At 56.8% G+C, this 22,282-nt stretch carries 20 protein-coding genes; 5 read left to right on the top strand and 15 right to left on the bottom strand.

What is annotated here, in order from left to right; translation table 11 throughout:
* Nucleotides 1-39: 39 nt before the first annotated feature.
* On the bottom strand, nucleotides 40-882 hold the full coding sequence (locus ACQRC0_RS03645; protein ID WP_427727820.1) for a Cof-type HAD-IIB family hydrolase: 843 nt from the start codon (nucleotides 880-882) through the stop codon (nucleotides 40-42).
* A gap of 489 nt (nucleotides 883-1,371) precedes the next feature.
* Between ACQRC0_RS03645 and ACQRC0_RS03640 the strand changes: the two genes are divergently transcribed.
* From ACQRC0_RS03640 to ACQRC0_RS03630, 3 genes are all read left to right on the top strand, one after another.
* Complete coding sequence (locus ACQRC0_RS03640) at nucleotides 1,372-2,262, top strand: hypothetical protein (RefSeq protein ID WP_427718547.1); 891 nt, start codon at nucleotides 1,372-1,374, stop codon at nucleotides 2,260-2,262.
* Nucleotides 2,263-2,325: 63 nt separating this feature from the next.
* Complete coding sequence (locus ACQRC0_RS03635; protein ID WP_427718549.1) at nucleotides 2,326-2,943, top strand: ATP-dependent Clp protease proteolytic subunit; 618 nt, start codon at nucleotides 2,326-2,328, stop codon at nucleotides 2,941-2,943.
* Complete coding sequence (locus tag ACQRC0_RS03630) at nucleotides 2,936-4,240, top strand: VirD4-like conjugal transfer protein, CD1115 family (protein ID WP_427718552.1); 1,305 nt, start codon at nucleotides 2,936-2,938, stop codon at nucleotides 4,238-4,240. The genes ACQRC0_RS03635 and ACQRC0_RS03630 overlap by 8 nt, the downstream gene beginning before the upstream one ends.
* Before the next feature lie 141 nt (nucleotides 4,241-4,381).
* On the opposite strand, the gene pgi is transcribed toward ACQRC0_RS03630, so the two are convergent.
* The 10 genes from pgi to ACQRC0_RS03580 all read right to left on the bottom strand — a co-directional run bounded on the left by pgi (nucleotide 4,382) and on the right by ACQRC0_RS03580 (nucleotide 16,471).
* Nucleotides 4,382-6,076, bottom strand: a complete 1,695-nt coding sequence (gene pgi, locus ACQRC0_RS03625) for a glucose-6-phosphate isomerase (RefSeq protein ID WP_427727819.1) — start codon at nucleotides 6,074-6,076, stop codon at nucleotides 4,382-4,384.
* A 199-nt stretch (nucleotides 6,077-6,275) separates the two neighbouring features.
* Entirely contained in the window at nucleotides 6,276-6,569 is a 294-nt protein-coding gene (locus tag ACQRC0_RS03620) for an FAD-dependent oxidoreductase (RefSeq protein WP_427727818.1), read from the bottom strand.
* A 1-nt stretch (nucleotide 6,570) separates the two neighbouring features.
* Nucleotides 6,571-6,954, bottom strand: coding sequence for a (2Fe-2S)-binding protein (locus ACQRC0_RS03615; protein WP_427727816.1), 384 nt, complete (start codon nucleotides 6,952-6,954; stop codon nucleotides 6,571-6,573).
* Nucleotides 6,955-7,163: 209 nt separating this feature from the next.
* A complete protein-coding gene (locus tag ACQRC0_RS03610; RefSeq protein WP_427727814.1) occupies nucleotides 7,164-8,354 on the bottom strand; it encodes an IS256 family transposase in 1,191 nt (396 codons plus the stop codon).
* Between the two features lie 335 nt (nucleotides 8,355-8,689).
* Complete coding sequence (locus tag ACQRC0_RS03605; protein WP_427727811.1) at nucleotides 8,690-9,136, bottom strand: hypothetical protein; 447 nt, start codon at nucleotides 9,134-9,136, stop codon at nucleotides 8,690-8,692.
* The gene (locus tag ACQRC0_RS03600) at nucleotides 9,129-11,135 is read right to left on the bottom strand and encodes an AAA family ATPase (RefSeq protein WP_427727809.1); all 2,007 of its coding nucleotides are present in this window, start codon (nucleotides 11,133-11,135) and stop codon (nucleotides 9,129-9,131) included. The genes ACQRC0_RS03605 and ACQRC0_RS03600 overlap by 8 nt, the downstream gene beginning before the upstream one ends.
* Complete coding sequence (locus ACQRC0_RS03595; RefSeq protein ID WP_427727806.1) at nucleotides 11,116-11,298, bottom strand: hypothetical protein; 183 nt, start codon at nucleotides 11,296-11,298, stop codon at nucleotides 11,116-11,118. The genes ACQRC0_RS03600 and ACQRC0_RS03595 overlap by 20 nt, the downstream gene beginning before the upstream one ends.
* Entirely contained in the window at nucleotides 11,288-13,402 is a 2,115-nt protein-coding gene (locus tag ACQRC0_RS03590; RefSeq protein ID WP_427727804.1) for a DEAD/DEAH box helicase family protein, read from the bottom strand. Before ACQRC0_RS03590 ends, ACQRC0_RS03595 begins: the two co-directional genes overlap by 11 nt.
* Nucleotides 13,402-15,342, bottom strand: coding sequence for a hypothetical protein (locus ACQRC0_RS03585; RefSeq protein WP_427727802.1), 1,941 nt, complete (start codon nucleotides 15,340-15,342; stop codon nucleotides 13,402-13,404). Before ACQRC0_RS03585 ends, ACQRC0_RS03590 begins: the two co-directional genes overlap by 1 nt.
* Nucleotides 15,343-15,946: 604 nt before the next feature.
* A complete protein-coding gene (locus ACQRC0_RS03580; RefSeq protein ID WP_427727800.1) occupies nucleotides 15,947-16,471 on the bottom strand; it encodes an iron-containing alcohol dehydrogenase in 525 nt (174 codons plus the stop codon).
* Between the two features lie 214 nt (nucleotides 16,472-16,685).
* On the opposite strand from ACQRC0_RS03580, the gene ACQRC0_RS03575 reads away from it, so the two are divergent.
* Together ACQRC0_RS03575 and ACQRC0_RS03570 are read left to right on the top strand one after the other, a co-directional pair.
* Complete coding sequence (locus tag ACQRC0_RS03575) at nucleotides 16,686-18,257, top strand: DNA repair protein (protein WP_427727798.1); 1,572 nt, start codon at nucleotides 16,686-16,688, stop codon at nucleotides 18,255-18,257.
* Nucleotides 18,250-18,675, top strand: a complete 426-nt coding sequence (locus ACQRC0_RS03570; RefSeq protein WP_427727796.1) for a hypothetical protein — start codon at nucleotides 18,250-18,252, stop codon at nucleotides 18,673-18,675. The genes ACQRC0_RS03575 and ACQRC0_RS03570 overlap by 8 nt, the downstream gene beginning before the upstream one ends.
* A gap of 28 nt (nucleotides 18,676-18,703) precedes the next feature.
* Here the strand turns inward: ACQRC0_RS03570 and ACQRC0_RS03565 are convergent, their stop codons facing one another.
* The 4 genes from ACQRC0_RS03565 to ACQRC0_RS03550 all read right to left on the bottom strand — a co-directional run bounded on the left by ACQRC0_RS03565 (nucleotide 18,704) and on the right by ACQRC0_RS03550 (nucleotide 22,192).
* Entirely contained in the window at nucleotides 18,704-18,913 is a 210-nt protein-coding gene (locus ACQRC0_RS03565; RefSeq protein WP_427727794.1) for a heavy-metal-associated domain-containing protein, read from the bottom strand.
* 175 nt (nucleotides 18,914-19,088) lie between these two features.
* The gene (locus tag ACQRC0_RS03560) at nucleotides 19,089-19,841 is read right to left on the bottom strand and encodes an amino acid ABC transporter ATP-binding protein (RefSeq protein WP_022094423.1); all 753 of its coding nucleotides are present in this window, start codon (nucleotides 19,839-19,841) and stop codon (nucleotides 19,089-19,091) included.
* A 12-nt stretch (nucleotides 19,842-19,853) separates the two neighbouring features.
* On the bottom strand, nucleotides 19,854-21,140 hold the full coding sequence (locus tag ACQRC0_RS03555; RefSeq protein WP_427727793.1) for an ABC transporter permease subunit: 1,287 nt from the start codon (nucleotides 21,138-21,140) through the stop codon (nucleotides 19,854-19,856).
* A gap of 191 nt (nucleotides 21,141-21,331) precedes the next feature.
* Nucleotides 21,332-22,192 carry an ABC transporter substrate-binding protein gene (locus ACQRC0_RS03550; RefSeq protein WP_118345556.1) on the bottom strand — a complete coding sequence of 287 codons (861 nt, stop codon included), beginning with the start codon at nucleotides 22,190-22,192 and terminating at the stop codon, nucleotides 21,332-21,334.
* Between the last annotated feature and the right edge of the window lie 90 nt (nucleotides 22,193-22,282).

The raw sequence follows: 22,282 nt of genomic DNA, 5'->3' as shown, positions 1-22,282 counted from the left end.
CTGTAAGCAGGCGCCCGAACCATGCATTAATCGGCGATTCTAACCCAGCAGCTTATCCAGCGCCACCGCAATGCCGTCTTCGTTGTTATTGGCAGTCACCATCTGGGCCACGGCCTTAACCTCGTCAACCGCGTTGCCCATGGCAACACCGGTGCCGGCCCACTCAATCATGGACTTGTCGTTCTGGCCGTCGCCAAACGATACGACCTCGCTGGCATCGATGCCGAGCTTGGGCAGGGCACCCTCGAGCGCGCGGGCCTTGTCGATACCGGGCGCCGTAAACTCAAAATACCAGTCGGCCGTAAACATACCCGAAAGCGTCTGAGTAAAGGGCGCATACATCTCCTCGTGATGCGCTTGCAGATAGGCCGGGTCGCCCGCAGTGAGCAGCTTGTCCACGGGATAAGTGTCCACGACCTCATGCAGGCTCTCCACCTCGCGAATCTTAAGATCGCACGCGTCGCGTTCATACTTGACGATATTCTTCTGCGAGCCATCCGGCAGCGTAATCATGCAGCGGTACGAATCCTCGACATACAGATCGCGACCGAGCGAAATCATAGGGATCACGTCGAAATTGCGCAGATGATCAATCAGGTGATGCAATTCGTCGGCAGGCATAGCCTGATCGAACAGCACCTCGTCGGTCTGGGCATCGACGACGTGAGCGCCATTAAAGGCCACCAGCAGACCGTCATGGTTATGAAGGTCGAGCTCCTGCGCCAAGGCGTGCAGCCCCCATGCGGGACGGCCCGAAGCCAAAATGAGCTTAATGCCCGACTCCTGCGCCGCGAGCAGCTTCTCGCGCGTACGCGGGCTGATGACCTTTTGGTCGTTGGTGAGCGTACCGTCGATATCCATTGCGATGGCTTTGATTGCCATATGCGCCTCCTTGCATCGTTTTTATCGCGCACTATCTTATCCGAGCCGGGGCACGTTCGCACAGCGCACGTATGACGGTTGCAAAACCACCCCATTTGAAACAAAGGCAAAAAAGTACTTGCAAAGACGCGTTCCGACATATAAGTTGATAAAAGACCGCCGTTGCGGTTTTAAGTAGATCGAGCATATGAAGTTTGAGTTTTAGCGTGTAAGAGAAGGAAGATCGGCAAAGTACAACCCCAAACGTAATGACAACTTAATGAGGTAACTGCCACATGTGAGGCACCTAGGGCATTGCTGTCTCGATTTTGAGCACGATGCCTTCCGCCTTGCATGGGCCGTTCCATCCCGCCCCTGCAGCAACTGTCTCACGGGCTCATTGAAAACCGCATAGCACCCCAACGTCAGCACATCACCCACGGCAAGCACATCACTCACGACAACCAACACATCAACAAACAGCACGAACATCAACCGATTGGAGAAGCTATGACAAACCACCACGCTGAAGACGGCGATAAGAAAAGCATTCTGGATGCCCGCATTGAGCGAGCATATGCAAACGAATATGACGCCGCCTTTGCCGCCGCGACCATCAAGAACTACGCGTCGCTACCGCTCGCGACGATCTTGGCCGACCACCCTCAACTGCTGAAGCGCTGCACAAAGATCATGGGCGACCCCGACATTCGCAAGCTGACAGACCCCTATGCCCCAAAACGCGGCAACGATTCGTACGTTCTTGCCGTAGGCTGCCTAGCCCATATGCTTACGGCGCTCGACACGAAACTCAAGCTCGAATGGGAACCCGACGAGCGTCATGAACTCGAAAGCAAGCGGAACACCCTGCGCACCGCACTGTTCCTTCCGTTGGACGGCCTCAAGCGCTGCAACGTCGAGCTCAATACACAGGCGCGGCAAAAGCCCGGGACCACGGGGCAGAAAACTCCAAGACCCCATGCGGCCATCGTCGACCGCAACCGATATAACCGCATGACCGCGCACTTTTCCGCCGAGGGAGCAGCCATAAGGACGCTGATCGACCTGCTGTGCCTCCTGAGCATCAACGAGCTATTTGAGGGCTATCTCGCCCTTGTTCCCGCGACGGCACCCAAGTCGGTAGCAAAGATCATCGAGACCTGCAGACGCCAGTTTGAGCGCCATCGCAATGGCAGCGAGATGAACGCCAGCATCGCGCAGTACTACGCGGCTCATTACAAAAATGACGGATGTGCCCCTGTCGAGCATCAGCTGCGGCTCGCCTACACCACGCCCGTCGCAACGCTCCATCGCTTTGGAGCCCTTGGCGCTTGCGAGCCGTACGAACAGGCAGCCTGCCCCACAACCGAGCTCGATCTCAGGCTCGGACGAACCCTGTAGCCCGCCAGCCCCTCCGCGGGCAACAATCCTATTCCACAACACAACCAACAGAAAGGAGTCCTCATGGACACCAATCATTCCCCCATCATCAGCCCCCTCACCATGCGTGAATCCGCCCGAGGTATCACGCTCACCAGCATTTACGATGAGATGCTCGCCCGTCGCGAGCTCTCCGTCATGGGAAACATCGAAACCCCGATGGCCCACGACCTATGCCAGCAGATCCGCCTGCTCGATGCCGCCGACCCCAGCCGCCCCATCACCATATTTGTCGCCAGCGCCGGCGGAAGCGTGCGATCGGGTCTTGCGATCTATGACGCCATGCGCCTCGCATCGTGCCCCATCCGCACCGTCTGCCTGGAATTCGCCGCGTCCATGGGCGCCGTGATCTTTATGGGCGGCGACGATCGCCGTATGGCGCCCCATGCAGAGCTCATGATTCACGACCCGCTGATCCCCCAGGGGGCAGGCGGCTCGGCACTTGCGCTGCAGGAAACCAGCCGGCGTCTCATGCAGACCCGCAAGACCCTCACGCAAATCCTCTCGGACCGCAGCGGCCTCACGCCCAAGCGCATCCAGTCCCTCACCGCAAAAGACACCTACCTTTCGGCCGAGCGCGCCGTCGAGCTCGGCTTTGCCCACGAAATCCTCTCGACCACCAAGGAGGTCGCCCATGTCTAACCTCACCAGCCGCCTCGCCGCATCTGAGTCCGCATCGTCCACCATCCTCGCCAAGGATCGAATGCTTTCCTGCGACACCCGCCAAACGGGACTCAACAACAACGCACTTGTGATCGGCCCCTCGGGAGCCGGCAAGACCCGAAACGTCCTCAAGCCCAACCTGCTGCAAATGAACGCAAGCTACATCGTGCTCGACACCAAAGGCACGCTCTGTCGCGAAGTGGGACCCGTGCTGGCAGCCCACGGCTACCGCGTGCAATGTCTCAACTTCGCCGACCTCAACACCGTCCCGGCCCTTGCGCCCGGCATCGAGCGCTGCGGCTACAACCCCCTGAGGCACATTCGCCGCAAGGCGGACGGCAGGCCCAACCAGCAGGACATCCTCTCGGTGGCAAAGGCCATCTGCCCCATCGAGGACAACAACCAGCCTTTTTGGGATCATGCGGCGGCAAACCTGCTGTCGTGTCTTATCGCCTACGTCACCGAACAGCTACCCGCCGACGAGCAGACGATCAGCTCGGTCATCAAGCTGATCGAGCACCTGCAGGACGGTGCCACGGGTCGATTGTTTGACGACCTGATCACGATCGACCCCCAAAGCTATGCCCTCTCGCTATGGCGGCGCTACGCCATTACGCAAAATGCCGAGCGCATGCACGCGAGCATCGTCGGCATCCTTGCCGAAAAGGTCATGTGTCTGGGATTCGACGGTGCGGCACAGCTCTATCGTGAGTGCCATCAGGTGGACTTCGCTTCCATGGGACACACCCCCTGCGCCCTATTTGTAACCGTGAGCGATATTGACCGCAATCTCGATCCGCTGACCGGCCTCTTTATTTCGCAGGCGTTTATGGGCCTCATTCGTGAGGCCGATAGGCAGCCCGACGGCAGCCTGCCCGTGCCCGTGCGCTTTATGCTCGATGACTTCGCAAATCTGCAGATCCCCCAGATCGACAACGTGCTCTCGATTATCCGAAGCCGCAACATCTGGGCAACGCTGCTGCTGCAGTCGACCAACCAGCTCGATGCGCTCTATGGCGAGGCACGCGCACGCTCCATCATGGGCAACTGCGACACGCATCTGGTGCTGGCGTTCCAGGATCCCGAGAGTGCCCGGGTGTTTTCCGAACGCGCCGACGCGCTGCCCAGCACGCTCATGGCGACGCCGATCGATCGCTCGTGGCTCTTTGTGCGCGGCCACACTCCCGAACAGGTCGAGCGCTTTAGGCTCGAAGACCATCCGCTCTACGGGGAGCTGCCCGAGGCGCAGCGAGACCATGCGGAGGCCGAGATCTAGGCGCAGGGTTCTCGCGGCGCGCGGCGCCCCGGCGATGTTCCACAAAGGCCGTGCGCCCCGGGACTACGGCAAAGCAAAGGGGCCCGCATCCGATAGGATACGGGCCCCTGACTATAAGGCGCGATGCGTTAACAGCAGCGACTACTTACGATGCGCGCGATAGAACTCGATGAGCGCCTGGGTCGAAGCGTCCTGCTCGGCCTTGGCGGCGTCGTCGTGGAAGGCCGGGGTAATCTGCTTGGCAAGCTGCTTGCCCAGCTCGACGCCCCACTGGTCGTAGGAGTCGATGCCCCAGACCGTGCCCTCGACAAACGTGATGTGCTCGTACAGGGCGATGAGCTCGCCGAGTGCGAACGGGGTCAACGTATCGCCGAAGATCGAGGTCGTCGGACGGTTGCCCTCAAAGCAGCGGGCCGGGACGATCTGCTCGGGCGTGCCCTCGGCGCGCACCTCATCGGCCGTCTTACCAAAGGCGAGTGCCTTGGTCTGGGCCAGGAAGTTGCCCAGGAACAGCTCGTGAACATCCTGGCCGCTGTCAGTTGCGGGGTTGGCAGTGTTGGCGAAAGCAATAAAGTCGGCCGGGACCACCACGGTGCCCTGGTGCAGCAGCTGGTAGAAGGCGTGCTGACCGTTGGTGCCGGGCTCGCCCCAGAAAATCTCACCGGTATCGGAGGTCACGGCGCTGCCGTCCCAGCGGACGTGCTTGCCGTTGGACTCCATGGTGAGCTGCTGCAGATAGGCCGGGAAGCGGTGCAGGTACTGGCAGTACGGCAGCACGGCGTGGCTCTTGGAACCGAAGAAGTTGACGTACCAGACGTTGAGCAGGCCCATCAGCGCGACAGCGTTGTTCTCGAGCGGGGTATTGCAGAAGTACTCGTCGATGGCGTGGAAACCCTCGAGGAACTGCTGGAAGCGCTCGGGACCGAGCACGACGATCAGCGACAGGCCCACGGCGGAGTCGACGGAGTAGCGGCCGCCGACCCAGTTCCAGAAGCCGAAGGCGTTGGCGGGGTCGATACCGAAGGCCTCAACCTTGTCGAGTGCGGTGGAAACGGCGACGAAGTGCTTTGCCACGGCCTCGGCGTTCTGCTCCTCGGAGCCGTCGATGGCACCCTGAGCCTTGAGCTGCTCGAGCATCCAGGTCTTGACCTCGCGAGCGTTGGTGAGGGTCTCGAGCGTGGTGAAGGTCTTGGAGACGATAATCACGAGCGTGGTCTCGGGATCCAGGCCCTTGAGCTTCTCGGCCTGATCGTTGGGGTCGATGTTGGAGATATAGCGGCAGTCGATACCGGCGTCGGCATAGGGGCGCAGAGCCTCGTAAGCCATGACCGGGCCCAGGTCGGAGCCGCCGATGCCGATGGACACCAGATGCTCGATCTTCTTGCCGGTAACGCCCTTCCACTCACCGGAGCGCACGCGCTCGGCAAAGGCGTACATGCGGTCGAGGACCTCGTGCACGTCGGCGACGACGTCCTGGCCGTCGACGATGAGCTGGCCCTTCTCGGTTGCCGGGCGGCGCAGCGCGGTGTGCAGGACGGCACGGTCCTCGGTGGTGTTGATGTGCTCGCCGGAGAACATGGCGTCGCGGCGCTCCTCGAGCTTCACCTCGCGGGCAAGATCGCACAGCAGCTTGACGGTCTCATCGGTCACCAGGTTCTTGGACAGGTCGAAGTGCAGGTCACCGGCGTCAAAGCTCAGCTTGTTCACGCGCTCTGCATCGGCGGCGAACCAGGCCTTGAGGTCGATACCTTCGGCCTCAAGCTTCTCCTGATGAGCCTCGAGCGCCTTCCAAGCGGCGGTCGACGTAGCGTCGATAGGTGCGGCAACAGTTGCCATAAAGTCCTCCTCAACATACGGGCGCAAACCTCCATGCGCCCGGATAATCAGATGCCCCTATTCTAGCGCAGGTCAAGACCGTAATCAGCCAGCGTTGCCAATCCGCCCCCAAACGGCGACCGACCAAAAAGGGACAGGTTTATTTTGGCAGGTCAAACGCTTTACCTACCAAAATAAACCTGTCCCTTCCTGGCAGGTATTAGGCGAGCATCATGCTGATGATACGGGCGACGGCCATATCGCCCGCCTCGTCAACGCCCCACACGCGGCGCGCTAGCTGTGCCAAGTGCGGCACCGCGGCAACCTCGATATCCAGGTAATACATGAGCACCGCCGGAATCACCACGAACTTGTGAATCTGTCTGAACAGCTGACCGCCAGGGCGAGCATTCTCGTCAAACACGACGACGTCGAGCCTGCGCTTGGCAGCCTCGATGGCAGCGGAAAGACCGCTGGGGCCGGCGCCGACCACAACCAGATCATGGCGTTCCATACTACTCATCCTCCCTTACGGCAGCAGGACTTGCGGCCGCCTCGGCAACCAAGGCCTCGGCGCGCGGGTCATCCAAATCGAGCGGGGCCACGCCATCTTGCGTACGCACGTCCATACCGGCGGCAAGCGGCGTCATGCATGTGCGCACGTTGGGCTTACCGTCCACGACCATGACGCAGTCGGTACAACGTCCGATCGCGCAAAAGATGCCTCGCGGCTCGTGACGCTTGGCGGTAAAGCGATGGACCTCGACGCCTGCGGCCTTGAGCGCCATGGCAATCGGTTCGCCCTCGTATCCCTCCATCTCAACGCCGTCGTAGGTGAAAACGACTCGACTCCCCTTGATGGGAGCACCCATAATGGGATGTTCGACAATCCTGGACATGGCAACACCAAACCCCTCTCGTTCATCGGTTACCAACAGCGCCTGTCCTGAGATTTGCCCTGTTAACGAGCAGTTTCCGGTCGATTACCATTCAAAGGGAAACAATGGAGCACGAGATTTTACCGCGCGGGTCCGCCAAAACGACCGGGCCCAGGTACCGTCAAGATTCTTTCGCAAATTGATTTAGTCGTCTCCCGCCCCGTCCTCTTCTAGCCCTCCGCCTTTCCCCTCAGCTCGTCCATCTCCTCCAGCTTCGACATGTCCAGATACCTCCTCTTGCCCCACTCGTGCTCCACTATGTACTTCAGCCTCGCCGTCACTAGCATGAGGGCCGAGTTGCCGTCCGGGAAGGTCCCGACGACCCTCGTCCTCCTCCTGATCTCGCGGTTGATGCGCTCGATCCCGTTGTTCGTCCTGATCCGGCGCCAGTGCTCCGGTGGGAATTCCGTGTAGGCAAGCGTCTCGGCGAACCCGTCGCGCACCGTCCTCGCGGCCGCCCCGAGCCTCATCGATTCCAGCTCCTCCGCCACCTCCTCGGCCTTTCTGGCGCATGCCTCGCGCGATTCCTGCGCGTGGATCGCCTTCAGCATGCGCGCCGCGGCCTTCCGCCTGGTCACGGGAACCCTTCCCAGCACGTTGCGGTAGAAATGCACCGTGCAGCGCTGGTAGCGGGCCCCGGGGAACACCTCCTCGAGCGCACCGAGCATCCCCGCGCACTTGTCGCCGGTGACGAGCCGTACGCCGGAGAGCCCGCGCCCCTTGAGCCAGGAGAAGAACTCGCGCCAGGACTCCGCGGACTCGGTGTACCCCTCGGAGCAGCCGATGACCTCCCGGTCGCCGGCGGAGTTGACGCCGATGGCGACCAGCACGGCCACGTTCTCGTAGGACCCTCCCCAGCTGCGCTTGAGGTAGATGCCGTCGACGAAGACGTAGGGGTAGCCGCCATCGAGCGGCCTCTGCCGCCAGGCCTCGATGGACGCGAAGGCCCTCTCGTTGAGGTTGGAGACGGTGCCGGAGGACACCGGCGCTCCCCACAGGAGCTCGGAGACGTCCTCGATCCTCCTGGTCGAGACGCCCGCCAGGTACATCTCGACGATGGCCTCCTCGACCGAGGTCTCGCGCCTGCGGTAGCGCTCGATGACGGCCGTCTGGAAGGTCGCCCCGCGGAGCTTCGGCACGCTGAGCTCGACTTCCCCGGCGCCCGTGACGAGCCTCCTCGTGTAGTGGCCGCTGCGGTAGGCCTCCCGGCCCGCCGTCCTCTCGTAGCGCCCGGCCCCGACGAGCTCGGACGCCTCCTCGTCGAGCAGTGCGTTGAGCGTCTCCTCGACGGTCTTCCTCACCAGATTCTTTATGTCGTTGCGCAGCGACTCCTCGTCGACTGATACGATGTTCGCAGACACGGCCCGTGCCCCCTTCGTCGGTGATTTGTTGTTTAGTCGCTAGAAATCATATGACGGGGTATGGGCCGTGTTCCGCTATGCGGTTGTCAATTTGCGAAAGAAATTATGCGTCACCCGGGCCCAAAACCCATAGGCTGTCAGATCGCCCATAGAACAAAAAGGATGCAGCCGGATGGTTCTCAAAACAAGACCATCCGGCTGCATCCATTTGCGCATTCTGACTTTGAGCCCGCACGTGTGTCAATCCCAACACGACAAGTCGGTTTGAACCACTGTCGGAATGAACATCCCGCCTTGCCGAACACTTTAAAACGCAAGGTCACGAGTCCGCTACATCAGTCGATCTTCTCCCCCGTATACTCCTCGTACATCTCATCCATACGTGCAACATAATCGTCGGCAACCGCCTCTGCATCAGAAAGCTCAGTTACCTCTCCTTCGAGCAATTGAAATCCACCGTTGGCATAGCGCTCTACAAGAGAAGACGCGGCCTTCCTGTCTCGAACGACTTCCGTGTTTTCAAATCCGGCATCTGCGAGATTAATTGCATTGGCAACTGCCTTGAATTTGTCGGATAAATAAGCCGCCCTTGTCAGACCCCTCGGCCTCCTCAGCTCAGGCTTAAGGCCCTCGTGATAACCCAAAGCCAAAGCAAACAGCATCTTGTCCTCATTTGTCATTCCGTCAAACAGAGGGAATGAACTCATGGTCTTTACGATGCCCTCAAATGCCTCATCAGTCGTATTGAGAATAGTAGCGAAAGGCGTGCTCTCATTAGCCACGATACTCGACCTCCTTCATGACCTCCGACTCTTGCTCGTTCAAGCGCAAGCGCGTATACGTCGCGATGGCTGGTTCAAACTCGCGCGAAATCGCCTCGGAATACTCATCCGGTGTAAACGCTAAGATAAGTTGCTTGTTCTTGCTTACTTCAACCAGCGTTTTTGCGAAGTTTTCCCTGTTTTCACCAGAAGCACGCGCAATGGGCGTGTCAATGAACAACGGGGAATCAAACCCCGAGACTTCGTGCATTGCCAATGTAAAAGAAAGTGCAAGCAATGATCTCTCCGCTGCGGAGCAAGTTCCCGCACACGAATAACCTTGCCTGTCATAGAGCGACAACTGATAACGCTCCGTCAGCTCAACGCGGTCGCACTTGGAGTTCTTCCAAACAAGCCCCTTAAACAGAGCCTCTGTACGCGACTCCATTCGCTTTCTCACGTCATCAACGATCGCCTTTTCGGCGGCCTTTAATACGTTGAGCGCACGATTGCCAAATGAGATTGCCCGATTTGCTGCCTCCGTCTTCTTGTCCTTCTCAAGCTCTGTTTTTAGCTTTTTCTCCCACACCGAGATTTTTCCATCCATCTCGGACTTATTGCTTTGAAACGCGCCGATACCTTGATTCAGCAGATCTATTTCCCTATCGAGCTGCTCCCTCTCTTCGAAGAGACGCTTCAAATCATCCGAAGATTCAGCAAACTTTGCAATTCGCGCATTGATGTCATTAAGCTGACGGCCAATTTGGTCGAGGTCTTGTTCATCTTTCAGAAGTGGTTGAAGAGCCCGTTTTCGCTCGTCTGGGTATCGTTTAACGGAATCGACAATTCTTTTAAGTTCACTTCGCATCGACGAGAGAATATTCGATGTTTCGCTACTCACCTTAAATTGATCGAGCATGGCCTTAATATGCAAACGCTCTTCTTCATTTAAGGAATGGCCGCACAACGTGCATGTGCCCATGTTGAGAGCCTTTTGAAGCTTTTCGGGGTCGATCGAAGGAGGCAGATGCCCCTCTCTCTCCATCCTTTCAATGACATCGAGAGTCTTCTTCGCAACGGGATAAAGGTTAAAATCAACCATCATCTTACGAGCGAATTCGTAGTATTTAGCTCGGTCCTGTTCATAGCGATCATTGAATCTTCCTTCGAGCTCTAGAGCCGCCTCCCGCTCGTTCTCGATGCCACGCACATCCTCAACGCCGCGCAGCTGTCCGTCGATATCAGCCAGCCGCCGCTTCGCCTCAGACAAGCTGGCCTCCTTATCCTCTATCTGTTTGATACACCCATTGCGGGTCTCTTCAAACTCGCTGAGTTTCTTGTAAGTTTGTTCCGTGCTGCTTGAAGCTGAAGACGCATCCCTTTTCTTTCCGGAAACGGTCGCCTTTAGATGGTCGATCGTCCTCGACAGCACATCAATCTGCGAAATTGAATACACCGCTTCTTTGATGCGATCGCCCTTTGTCTCCTGAAAATAGGTATTGAGCTGCTCACCATCAAAAAAGAAATACTCTCGAATTGATTCGGGAAGATAGCGATTGATGTATGCCGTTGCTCCTTCATTCTTAAGTGAACGAGCTTGGCCATCAACCCCATTCGTCACTGTTACCGTAAACCGCTCGTCGGCCTTTTTCTCAAGGAACTCTAGCTTATCTTTCTGAAGCAAGCGAAATGGAACAAAACGTCTAATCTTTACGGTAGTATTCTTCGTATCGCCCAGCTCGACGGTCACAACAACGCTAACGTTTTCCACCCAAACGCCATTCTGAACGCACTCGGCGATAACCTCCTTGTTTAGCTTGGGCTCTCCGGCGTCATACTTGCTGTTGCCGAGGTGAGGCTCATCACCGTATAAACACCAAGTAAATGCATTGAGCAAATTTGTCTTGCCAACGCCGTTATCGGCAACGATTAACTGCAGGTCGTGATCGCCCGGACGAAACTCAAGTGTCAGATCACGATACTGACGATAGTTGTGAATCTCAATCTGCTTGAATCTCATCGCTCTTCCTTACCGCGGAATCCAGCTCCTGCTCATACCGCTTTCGATAGCTGCCGTTTCCTTCCATTTCGTACGAAATAAGCTCAAGCAGGAAATGGAGCATGGCTTGATCGCCCGTGCATTCCTTTTTGACGCTTTCGAGTACTTGCCGATTAATAGCCATTTGCCCTCCTCAAACGGTCCTGTACCTCAAATAACAAATCAGTGCTGTTCACTGCATTCGCGCGCATGTCTTCGATGCGAACCATCTCTTGCTTGAACAGCTTTTTCTCGAGTTCAATGCCGCCCATTTCTTTGATTCGTTTCCAATCCGGCTCAATTACGAAATCGTAGATATGGGCAATCTTCTTTCCGGGGTGTCGGCGAATCACCCTGCCCACCCTTTGGACGTACTCGCGCGGATTCGTGCTGCTCGACAGCAAAACGGCCGTTTTCGCTTCGGGAATGTCGATGCCCTCGTCAAGGCATTTGATTGCCACGAGCGTTTGAATGTCGCCCTGCCTGAATGCGTCCAAAAGATACTCACGCTCGCTCAGACCGCCATACTCCGCCCGCTTCGCCGTTCCCTCTTCTTCGGTAAAACGATGCGCCGCAATCTCATGCGAACCGAGCATCAAACACACTTCCGAGATTCTGTGGGGCGAAGTGAAAACGATTGCTCCGGTCAAATCAACCGAATCAATCAAGTCTTCAAAGTGGACCATCTTCGAAGCGGCATCTTTTTTGATTTCTGCCCTATCGCGAAGAAGCTTTTCGACATGCTCTTCCGCATCTGGCAGTGGGCTATTCTTAGCCGCCACAATCCTCTTCGTCAAAGCACAGTATTTATCTAGCTCTTCGTCGTTCAAGCTAGAAAACACAAGATGATACTCATAGGGACAGAGGAACGTATCACCTGTTATCGGATTAATAGTGTTTTGAGCCTGAGCAATCGTAAACACAAAAGACCTGTCACCAAAGTATCTGCGAATGAGCTCGGTTCCATCCTCATCAAACCAACGGGACGGCGTAGCAGACAGGCCAATTCGATACCGATACCTCTCCAAAAGCCCGGCGCGCTGCTTCGGCGAGCCCATTCCATGGACCTCGTCGCCGACGATGCATGTAGCCACCGTATCAGGGAGCTTGTTGATAATATCTAGCAGCTTCTTGCTGCATGCGCTCTTGTGGGTGGTATAGATAATCAAGCTCGACGATCGCCCTATGCGTATCCTGGAAATCGCCGAAGAGATTTCCTTAAGCCAACGAGCGCTCGGTCCGGCAGATGAATCGGCAAATACAGATTTGTCGAACTGCAGCCCTAAAGCGGCGGTCTCCTTCTCCCATTGACGCGACAATGTACTCTGCGGCGTAGCAACGATGCAGACAAACTTCTTCTCTCGAGCAAGAAGCTCCCCAACACAAGCAAGGGCGGTGCGCGTTTTACCGGTCCCCGTCGCCATCTCGAATAACAACCTACCGTCATTCGCAAGCCATGCTTCAAGCGCCTCTTTTTGGTAAGGAAAGAGAGAGATCCGCGCTTGCTTGCGAGTTCGACGATAATTGGCAATAACGCTATGCTCGAGTTCAAAATTGGCGCCAGCAGAAACGAGCTTCTCGCAAAACGAATGCGTTGGGACGAACGTCTTTACGCTCTTATGTTCACCATTCCAAAGTGATTCAAATTTTGCCCGATCAGATTGATAAAAATCGAGTTGTCCCGGCTCCCAGCTTTTGAACACCTTGAACTCTTCGCAGTTAAGCAGCCATCCCGACGCCGTCTCGTTTACCGAGCCGCTAAATGAGAGCGCATCGCCGTCACAATCCTCAATAAGGCCGATTTTTTGATGATAGAGCTGGCCAGCCCGTACATTGCCGTCTTCATCAACGATCACGGCAATCTTCATTTCCAGAAGCCCTTTTGCAAGCATCCAACCGAGCGCCTTGACATGGTCACGCTCGATTTCATCGGCAAGGGCGTCAATATTCCCAAGGAGCTCGCTTGCTATGTCTTCAATTACCTCATCCGGATTGTTGGCAGCTTGCCTAATCGCATCGATATCACGCTCGTTTAGATTTGGGCTAACAATCAGGCGCATGGTCCCGCCGTTATGAATTAACCCCGCGACGCCCCTAGCCGCAAGAGCAAGACTTGCAGACGAGAAAAACCCTACACTTCGGTCATATTCAACAGCCTGTGAAAGTGCCGGTATATAGAAGTCGGATACGGGGTCCACATCCCCAAGCGTCTCATAAGATGTTCCGATATGCAGCTCCTTCAGACCCATCAGCGCCTGCCGATCCGTGAAATGGCAACAGATAGTGCCCGGTCTTCAGTACCGCACTGACCGTCAATCAAGCGAAGGAGGCCCGCAACGTTGGGAGCTCGCCGCTTTTTCGTCGAATCCGACAATGGTCTTAGATAATCCTCGATATAAACCGGTTCCCCATCATCGGCCTTCGCCGCATCACATAGCAGCTCTCTAATAACCGGGATGCGGAAGCACAGCTTTGCAAGCATATTCTGCTTTTCATCATCCGGAAGAGCGCAGTACAGGTCGGAAAACGGAGACGCCACGATCTCGATCCCCCTCCGTTCGCCTTTTACATCAGCGAGGTCGAGAAGCGTTGCTAGCTTTCCATGGTTCTCACCATATTTGATGTTTGCCGTAGCCTTTTTGCCTCTATCGCCAGTCAGGTAAATGCCGAGCTTCTCAAACGTGAGGGGCTCGCCAATCAGCGTGAGAATACGCACAGCAGCATCGAGGGCCTCTAGGTTGCTAAACTGTGGAATATTGGCAGCCGTAATCAACTCGCACGGTTGCAGACTACAAACGGCATGGAACACTTGCCTGAGGCTCGCTTCACGCAGCAGCGAGAACAGCTCCTTCGAAAGCCCCCCCCCGGAACTCATTTCGCCAGCACTTGCCAACCAAACAATATCAAGGTTTTTGGCATAATAAGCTGCTAGAACTTCTTCAGTACTTGACTCCCCAGTGGCAAACCGTGCCCATGCATTTCGCTGGATATCGTCAACGTCCTTAGAAGGGGTACCAATAAACTGCCTTCCATACCAGCGAAGCATATTTCTTTCCTCAAATTTCAAATCAAAATAGCGTTTTGCGATTTCTGGATACTCTTGTTCAAATGAAGTCATTGCCGCATAAGCGGAGCAAAGCGTCCCCTTCGTTTTGTGGAGCGCTTGGTTTGCCTCGCAGAATTCTCGAAACGATTTCTTTTTGAAGAACTGCGGTTGGTTGCACCATCGGGCAATGGTGACATATAAGCCTCGTAAAGGAGACTCTTTGTATTTTTCATACCGCATGATATACGGTAGGCAGCCGTATTTCATTAGAATCGAGATGCGTTCGAACACATTGGCAATATCTTGCGCGTCCTGAGAATCATAGCCGCTCAAAACATACAGACGGGTACCCTTATCTGACCAAGTTCGCCAAATGCGCAGCTTTCTTTCTATGAGCTCACGGTCTTCGATGTGGTCGAAGGCGAAAATATAATCCCCGTGATAACGGCAGCCGGAAAGAGCTTTTGCCTTCGCATCGGTCATAAGACGCACGTCAAGACCTTGGCGAAACTGAAACGGCTTGCCCGTCTCACGAAGTTCATCCAAGATCTCTCGCCAACCGGGAAACGCAAAGAAATTATCATCCCAGAGATAAATGTAGGGCCTGTCTTCGTCTAGGAACTCAGAAACAGGCGAGTGCTTAAAGGCGTGATCGTACTTTTGGTTTACGCAGAAGCTGCACTTTCTAAAACAACCTCTCGTAGTAAAACCAATCGAGTAATCAAGGTAGTCAGCATATTGGCTACGCCTCCTGCCGGAAGCAAGCTGCTTTTCGACAAACGACTGATACAGGCTGTAATCGGGATGAAAATGCTCCACCTCATCCGGTAGGTTTTCTCCGCCGTCTTCATAAAAACCCGTACCGCCATAGACAACGTTTGGAAGGGCCAATAAGCCTTCCGGTATGTTCGTAAATGTGAAAACGCAAGAGATGAAAACGATATCGTAATCTGGGACTGCTTCAAACGCCTCGATCAGCTCGACGCTATGACCCCTCGCCTTGAAATATCCACTCAGTTTAAGAAGAACCAGGTTTGGATGGCGCGTGCCATGATCGATTAAATCGGCATCAACAAGACCAATACGTAGGTGGCTATTGCTTTTAACAAAATCGATAGCACACGATACTGGCCGGCTGGACAATCTGCTCCCCTTACACAATAAAGCTCTCAATTTGTGTGATCTAAAATAGCACTGAGGTTGTAGAAAATGTTGATCAATTCTGCTAGCGGCATTCTCGCCATTAGCATCTGCCTAGACGCGAGCAATTATCCGAGACGAAAATAAAAACAGGACTTTATCGGAAAACGAATCAGTCGGGACGTCGCATCCGCACGTCATCGACGCGGGAATTCGAAGCTATCCAGCCAGCGGCAGAAGGATCGACCCTCTCAGCGACCCAACAGAGACTTGTGGAATATCTATCAAGCATCGCCGTCTCATTACGAAGTTCCTCCAGAACCAAACGCTCTTGATGGGAACATCTGTTGTGCAATCTATAGATTTCTGCAACGTTAGCCTCAAGCTCAGCCCGCTTCGTCCCCGGCAAAACGGCATGCCGCCATTCGCCTGCGCGCGCAAGGCGCGCCATACCGTGGGCTCCAGGCGGCAAACAGGCATGAATCACCATGCATCAAATGTCAAAGCGGCGGCGACCCTGTCATAAGATGGCGCCTTGCCTTCATGGCCAAAACGAACTTTCGCAAGCTATAGCAACAGCAAGCTGAACATACGGCATAACGCCCTCCTACGCCGCGGCGCACACGCTGCCGAGCAACTCACGCAGAGGAGACCCAATGCCCTCAAGCAGTTCGGGAGCGATGATGGCAAAAACGGGAACCTCGCCGGCCCCCACGACGGCAGGCACTTTGCCCTCCGAGACAATACATCCATAAGGGACAAAACCGTCTTCGCCGGCATCGAGCGCCGCCATGCGACGCGCGAGTTCGCGCGCAAAGCCAGCAGTATCGGCATCGCCGATCGCCAGGACAAAGTCCACGCCTTCGTCGGTCGCCAGGGCCACAGCTTCGTCGATCAGCTCGTCTCCCCCGTCGCCCTCAACCGAGCCGCAACGAAAAAGCACGCGCTCGAGCAGAGCTCGGTCAAGCGAGCCGAGCGCCGCCGAGACAAGCTCATCGCGCGTATGTTTGTCGCCACCCAGCACCACCAGCGCCTTGGTGCCGCCGTAGTGAGCGACCAATCGTCCACACCAGCGAGCCACGTCTCCATCCGCAACAAGGCGCGTCGGCATACCAAACCCATAGTTGACCATTATCCCCACAACCCTTCCGTGCTTTATGGTGGTATCGATCGTTAGGCTCATGCTACGAAGCGAGGTTTTCCGGGCTGTTTCGCGCTCTTTAGAGCTGCGTTAAAACCCGATGCAACCGCCCGACCATACCTGCCAAAAAGGGACAGGTTTGTTTTGGTCGGTCAAGCGTTTTACCTACCAAAATAAACCTGTCCCTTTTTGGCAGGTTTTGACGATGTCCGGACGAGCGGGTATTATCGAACATGTATTCGATAAGAACATGTGTTTGATGGGAGAACGCGTGGGGGACGGGCGTCACACCTATATCTGCATCGACCTCAAGACGTTTTACGCCAGCGTCGAGTGCGTTGACCGCGGGCTCGATCCGCTCACCACCCACCTGGTCGTTGCCGACGAATCACGCGGGCGTACGACCATCTGCCTCGCCATTACCCAGGCCATGAAAGACCTCGGGATACACAACCGCTGCCGCCTGTTCGAGATTCCCGACGGCATCGACTACATCAAGGCCGTACCGCGCATGCAGCACTACATGGAGGTGTCGGCGCAGATCTACGGTATCTACCTGGAATACGTCAGTCCGCAAGACGTTCACGTCTACTCAATTGACGAGTGCTTTATCGACGTGACACCCTATCTAGAGCTCTACCATACCAATGCCAAAAGCTTTGCCTGCATGCTGCGCGATGAGGTCCTCGCGCGCACCGGCATCACGGCGACAGTCGGCATCGGCCCCAACCTATTCCAGGCCAAGGTGGCGCTCGACATTACCGCTAAGCACGTACCCAGCCGCATCGGCATACTCGACGACGAGACCTTTCGCAAGGAGATCTGGCCCCATCGCCCCATCACCGATATCTGGGGCATCGGCCCCGGCGTGGCAGCCCGCCTCGAAAAGTACGGGGTATACGATCTGATGGGCGTCGCCGCGCTCGACGAAAACCTGCTTTACGACGAACTCGGCGTCAATGCCGAGTATCTCATCGACCACGCCTTTGGGCGTGAGCCGACAACTATCGCCGATATTCAGGCCTATCGCCCGCAGGCAACTTCAACCACCACAGGACAAGTGCTCTCGAAGGGTTATGCCTACGAGCAGGCCTACACCGTCTTGCGCGAGATGGTCGATGCCGCCGTACTGGACTTGGTCGATAAGCACGTGGTCTGCGACAGCATCTCGCTCTTTGTGGGCTACGCGAGCGAGCGCGCCGACATACGCCGCCTCGACGCCAGCGGCACAGCGCAATATGTAGACGGACGCGGACATTTGCGTTCGAGCACGTCGAGCATCGAACCCGCCGCAACCGCCGGCCCCGAGCTCGCACCCCGTGCACCCAAGCCCGTCCAGCGCGATGACGAACGACGCCGTCTGGTGCGCGAGGCACAGGCAATCGACGGCATCTTTGTGGGAGAGCATGGCGGCAAACCGCGTGGCGGCTATGCCGCGCTCTTTGCGCACTCTAACGCTTCGCGCAAGCTGCCCGGGCGCACCAATTCGTTTAAGAAGATCATGGGCTATTTCGATGAGCTCTGGGCGCAGACCGTCGATCCCAAACGACCGGTCAAGCGCATCAATTTGGGCTTTGGCAACCTCATGCCCGAGGAATTTGCCACCATCGATCTGTTCAGCGATGTTAAGGCCGATGAGCGCGAGCGCGACCTGGCCCGCGCCGTTCTGGCCGTGAAGGGCAAGTACGGCAAGAACGCCCTGGTCAAGGGATTAAGCTTTACCGCCGGCGCCACCGCACGCGAACGCAACGATCAGGTAGGAGGACACCGTGCCTAAGGCCCAACAACAGCCGATGCGGCCGCCGACACCTTTTGAACGCCTGGCGGACCCCGAGGGAAGACGTCGCGCCGCCGACCCCAGGCTCACCGCCAACGGTGCCGTTCGCGCCAACCGCGCCGCGCAGTTTATGCCCTTTGCCGCCCTCACGGGATACTATGAGCTCGTGCGCAAACAAGAGATCTCTGTTGAGCCCAAATGCGAACTCACGGAAGAAAAAGCCCTCGAGCTTTCAAAAAAGCTCGAGGGCCTCAAACGCGGCGACTTGGTGCGCGTTACTTATTACGATACATACGGCTATCGCAGCCGCACCGGCATTCTCGACGAAGTGCTCCCCGCGTTCAAGCTGCTCAAACTCCGAGACATCGCCATCGGCTTCGACGATATCCAAGACATCGAGCTGCGCGGCCGAGCCTAAGCGCAAGCGTACGCCCGGCCCTACGGCTTTATGACGTAATAGCCGCATCCCTCACGGCAGCCTCAAGCGCCTCACGATCGATCGGGTTTTTAGAACGGATGCACGCCGTGTGGTCTGTATACGTCACCGTAGCCCAAATGCCATCGAGAGCGTTGAGGGCGTTCGTCACATTTTGCGCGCAGCCGCGGCAGCTCATACCGCCAATAAGCAGTTCATCGCTATAGGGATAGTGAGACACATCGGTGTCCGCGACCGCGACCCTCTTGATCTTCTTTCTGCCCGCCCCATCGCCGCAACAGCATGTGCCATGCGTCGATGCGACAATACGCCGGAATCCAAAAAATAAGCCGGCGGCAATTACGGCAAGCACAATGATGTTTGCAGTTTTCTGCTATGTCAGCCACATAAAGCAGCTACGAGATGTTGCCCAAAAACGCCTTGGTGCGCTCGCTCTTGGGATGGTCGAAGACCTCGCTCGGCGTGCCCTCCTCCACGATAACGCCGCCGTCCATAAAGACGACGCGGTCGGCGACGTCGCGGGCAAAGCCCATCTCGTGCGTCACCACGATCATCGTCATGCCGTCACGCGCAAGATCGCGCATGACACCCAGAACGTCGCGGACGAGCTCGGGGTCAAGCGCCGACGTAGCCTCGTCAAAGAGCATCACGTGCGGATTCATCGACAGGGCGCGGGCGATGGCCACGCGCTGCTGTTGACCGCCCGAAAGCTGGCTCGGCATAAAATCGATGCGCTCGGCCAGACCGACCTTGGTCAGCTCCTCGACGGCAATCTTCTCGGCCTCTTCCTTGCTGCGCTTGAGCACCTTTTGTTGCGCAAGCATGACGTTCTTTTTGACCGACAGGTGCGGGAACAGATTGAACTGCTGAAACACCATGCCCAAGTGCGTACGCACCTTATTGAGGTCGACGCCCTTGGCGCACACATCCACGCCCTCGACGACAATCGAGCCGCTCGTGGGCTCCTCAAGACGGTTAATGCAGCGAAGCATCGTCGACTTGCCCGAGCCCGAGGGGCCCAGGACCACGACGACCTCACCCTTGTGCACATCCAGATCGATGTCGCGCAGGACCACGTTATCGCCAAAGGCCTTCTGGAGATTCTTGATGCTGACGACGACCTCGTTCGAGTTATTGGTTTCGCTCATAATAGAACCTCCTTACAGACCTGCAATATGATCGGCGGGTGTCGCGACAACCTGTCCGGCGCTCTTGGTGGGACGCTTCTTTTTGGTTTCGGCCGTCCCCAGAAGCCTCGCCTCAAGACCGCTCACCAAGCGCGCAAGCGGCAGGGTAATGACCAGGTAGAACAGGGCAGCAACCACATACGGCGTGATGGAGCCCGTCGTCGCCACGATGGTGCGGGCGTTCATGACGATCTCGACCACGCCCACGGCGGCGAGCAGTGACGTATCCTTGTAAAGCAGGATAAACTCGCTGGTCAGCGTAGGCAGGACATTGCGGAACGTCTGCGGAATCATAACGTAGAGCAACGTCTGGAAGGCATTCATGCCCAGCGAGCGGGCAGCCTCGTTTTGGCCCTTGGGGATCGACTGAATACCGGCACGGAAGATCTCGCACAGGTACGCAGACGAGTTCATGGCCATGACGATAACGCCCAAGACGTAGTCGTCCACCTTGACGCCGGCAAGTGGCAGGCCAAAGAACGCGATATAGATCTGCAGGAACGCCGGCGTACCACGGATGATATTCACGTAGATGCCGGCAAGACAGCGCAGGATGCGCGACTTGGAGATGCGCATGAGCGACAAGGCAAAGCCAAAGGGGATTGCCAGCGGAAACGCCACAAGCACGATCGAGAGCGACATAAGGAAGCCCTTAAATACGACCGGCAGGCTTTGGACCAGAATGACCGGGTTCAAGAACAGGCGCAGGAACATATTGGAATTCCAAGCCTCGACCCACGGCTGTTCCTTAAGATCGGCCTGGAAGTTATCGAAGGCCGTCACGCCCTTAATCTCGACGGAAGGAATCTTGGAAATCTTCTTGGTCGAACCGTCGGCGAGCGTATAGGTGCCGCTAAAGGCCTCGTCGCCGCCTTCGACGGGGAAGGTCACGCCGTACACCTCGACACGGAAAAAGCCGCCGGCAGGCGCCGTCTCGCCAAAGTCGATCTTGAGCGTCTGGCCATCAGCCGTACATGTGGGCTTCATGGGTGTGCGATCCATGAGGTCCTCGCCCGAGAGCATCGTCAATCGCGTGTCATCGGTACCAAACGTCGTGCCGTCGACAAACGTCAGCGAAAGACCGCTCAGCTCCTCGTCGGCGTCGGCCTGAACTTCCCAGGTAATGCGTGTCTCGGTGCCGCCGACCACATCACTGCCCGAACCGGTGTTGGGTCGGGCGGTAATCTTTGCGGTCTCAAGCGCTTGGGCAGTCGAGGGCGCAGATGCCCCCACGCACACCAGCGCGAGCGCCACGGCCATGACACAGGCTAGCTTTTGGAGCAAGGCGGGTAGTGAAGAACGCTGCTCCGCGGCCCCTTTGTTCAGTCGAGACAAGGTGGCTCCTATCGTAGAAGTTGCCGGCAAAAAGAGACGGAAACACTCTCCGTCGAGAGAAGCGCAAAGGCCCTCTCCGCTAAACGGAAAGGGCTCACACGCAATCAAGTATCTGTTTACTTGATGTTGTACTTAGCCATGAGGGCGTCAACGGTACCGTCGTCGGTCAGGTCCTTGATGGCCTGGTTGATGTCGTCCTTGAGCTTGGTATTGCCCTGGTTGATGGCGATGGCATACTCCTCGCCGGTGCTGATCTGCTTAACCGTATGGCAGGTGTTGAACTGCTCGGCGGTCAGCTGGCTGGCAACGGAGCGGTTGGTGACCACGGCGTCACCCTTGTCGGACTGCAGGGCGCTGAAGCACTCGGTAGCGTCCTTGTAGGGGACGATCTTGGCCTTGGGGAAGTTCTCCTGGGCAAAGGCCTCGGCGGTCGAGCCAGACTGGACGATAATGGTAGCGTCGGCGTTGTTGAGCTTCTCGCTGTAATTGTCGGCCGTGATGTCGGTGTTATCGACCTTGGTCACGATAGCCTGATCGTCCATGTAGTAGGAATCGGAGAAAGCGACTTCCTTCTCACGCTCGGGCGTGTCGGTGATAGCCGCAATGGAGACGTCATACTTGGTGCCCGAAGCGACGCCGGGGACGAGCGTGTCGAAGTCGTTGTTGACGTACTCGACATCCAGGCCCAGCTTGTCGCCGATAGCCTTGATGAGCTCAAGGTCAAAGCCCTGATAATCGCCGTTGTCATCCTTGTACTCAAACGGAGCGTACTCGGCAGAGGTGCCGACGGTCAGCGTACCGTCCTTGACGAGCGCGTACTCCTTGGAGCCGTCGACCTTCTCGACCTTAGCGTCGTCAGAGCTGCTGGAACCGGCATCAGAACCAGAGGTGGCGTTGGACGAGCCACAGCCCGTCAGTGCGAGGGCAAGCGCCATGGCGCCCGTGGCGGCAAATGCGCCAAGCTTCTTCAGCTTCATAATCAGTCTCCTTCCAATGGCCCCATGTGATTCAGGGGCCTGCAAAAACCGAGGGCTATTATGCACCCGCGTGAGAGAATCTGCAATTAG

Origin of the sequence: Collinsella sp. SGI.033, from assembly GCF_050315135.1 — a bacterium.
Taxonomy (GTDB): Bacteria; Actinomycetota; Coriobacteriia; order Coriobacteriales; family Coriobacteriaceae; genus Collinsella.
The sequence above is the reverse complement of the archived record's forward strand: the minus strand, read 5'-3'. Positions and strand labels throughout refer to the sequence as shown.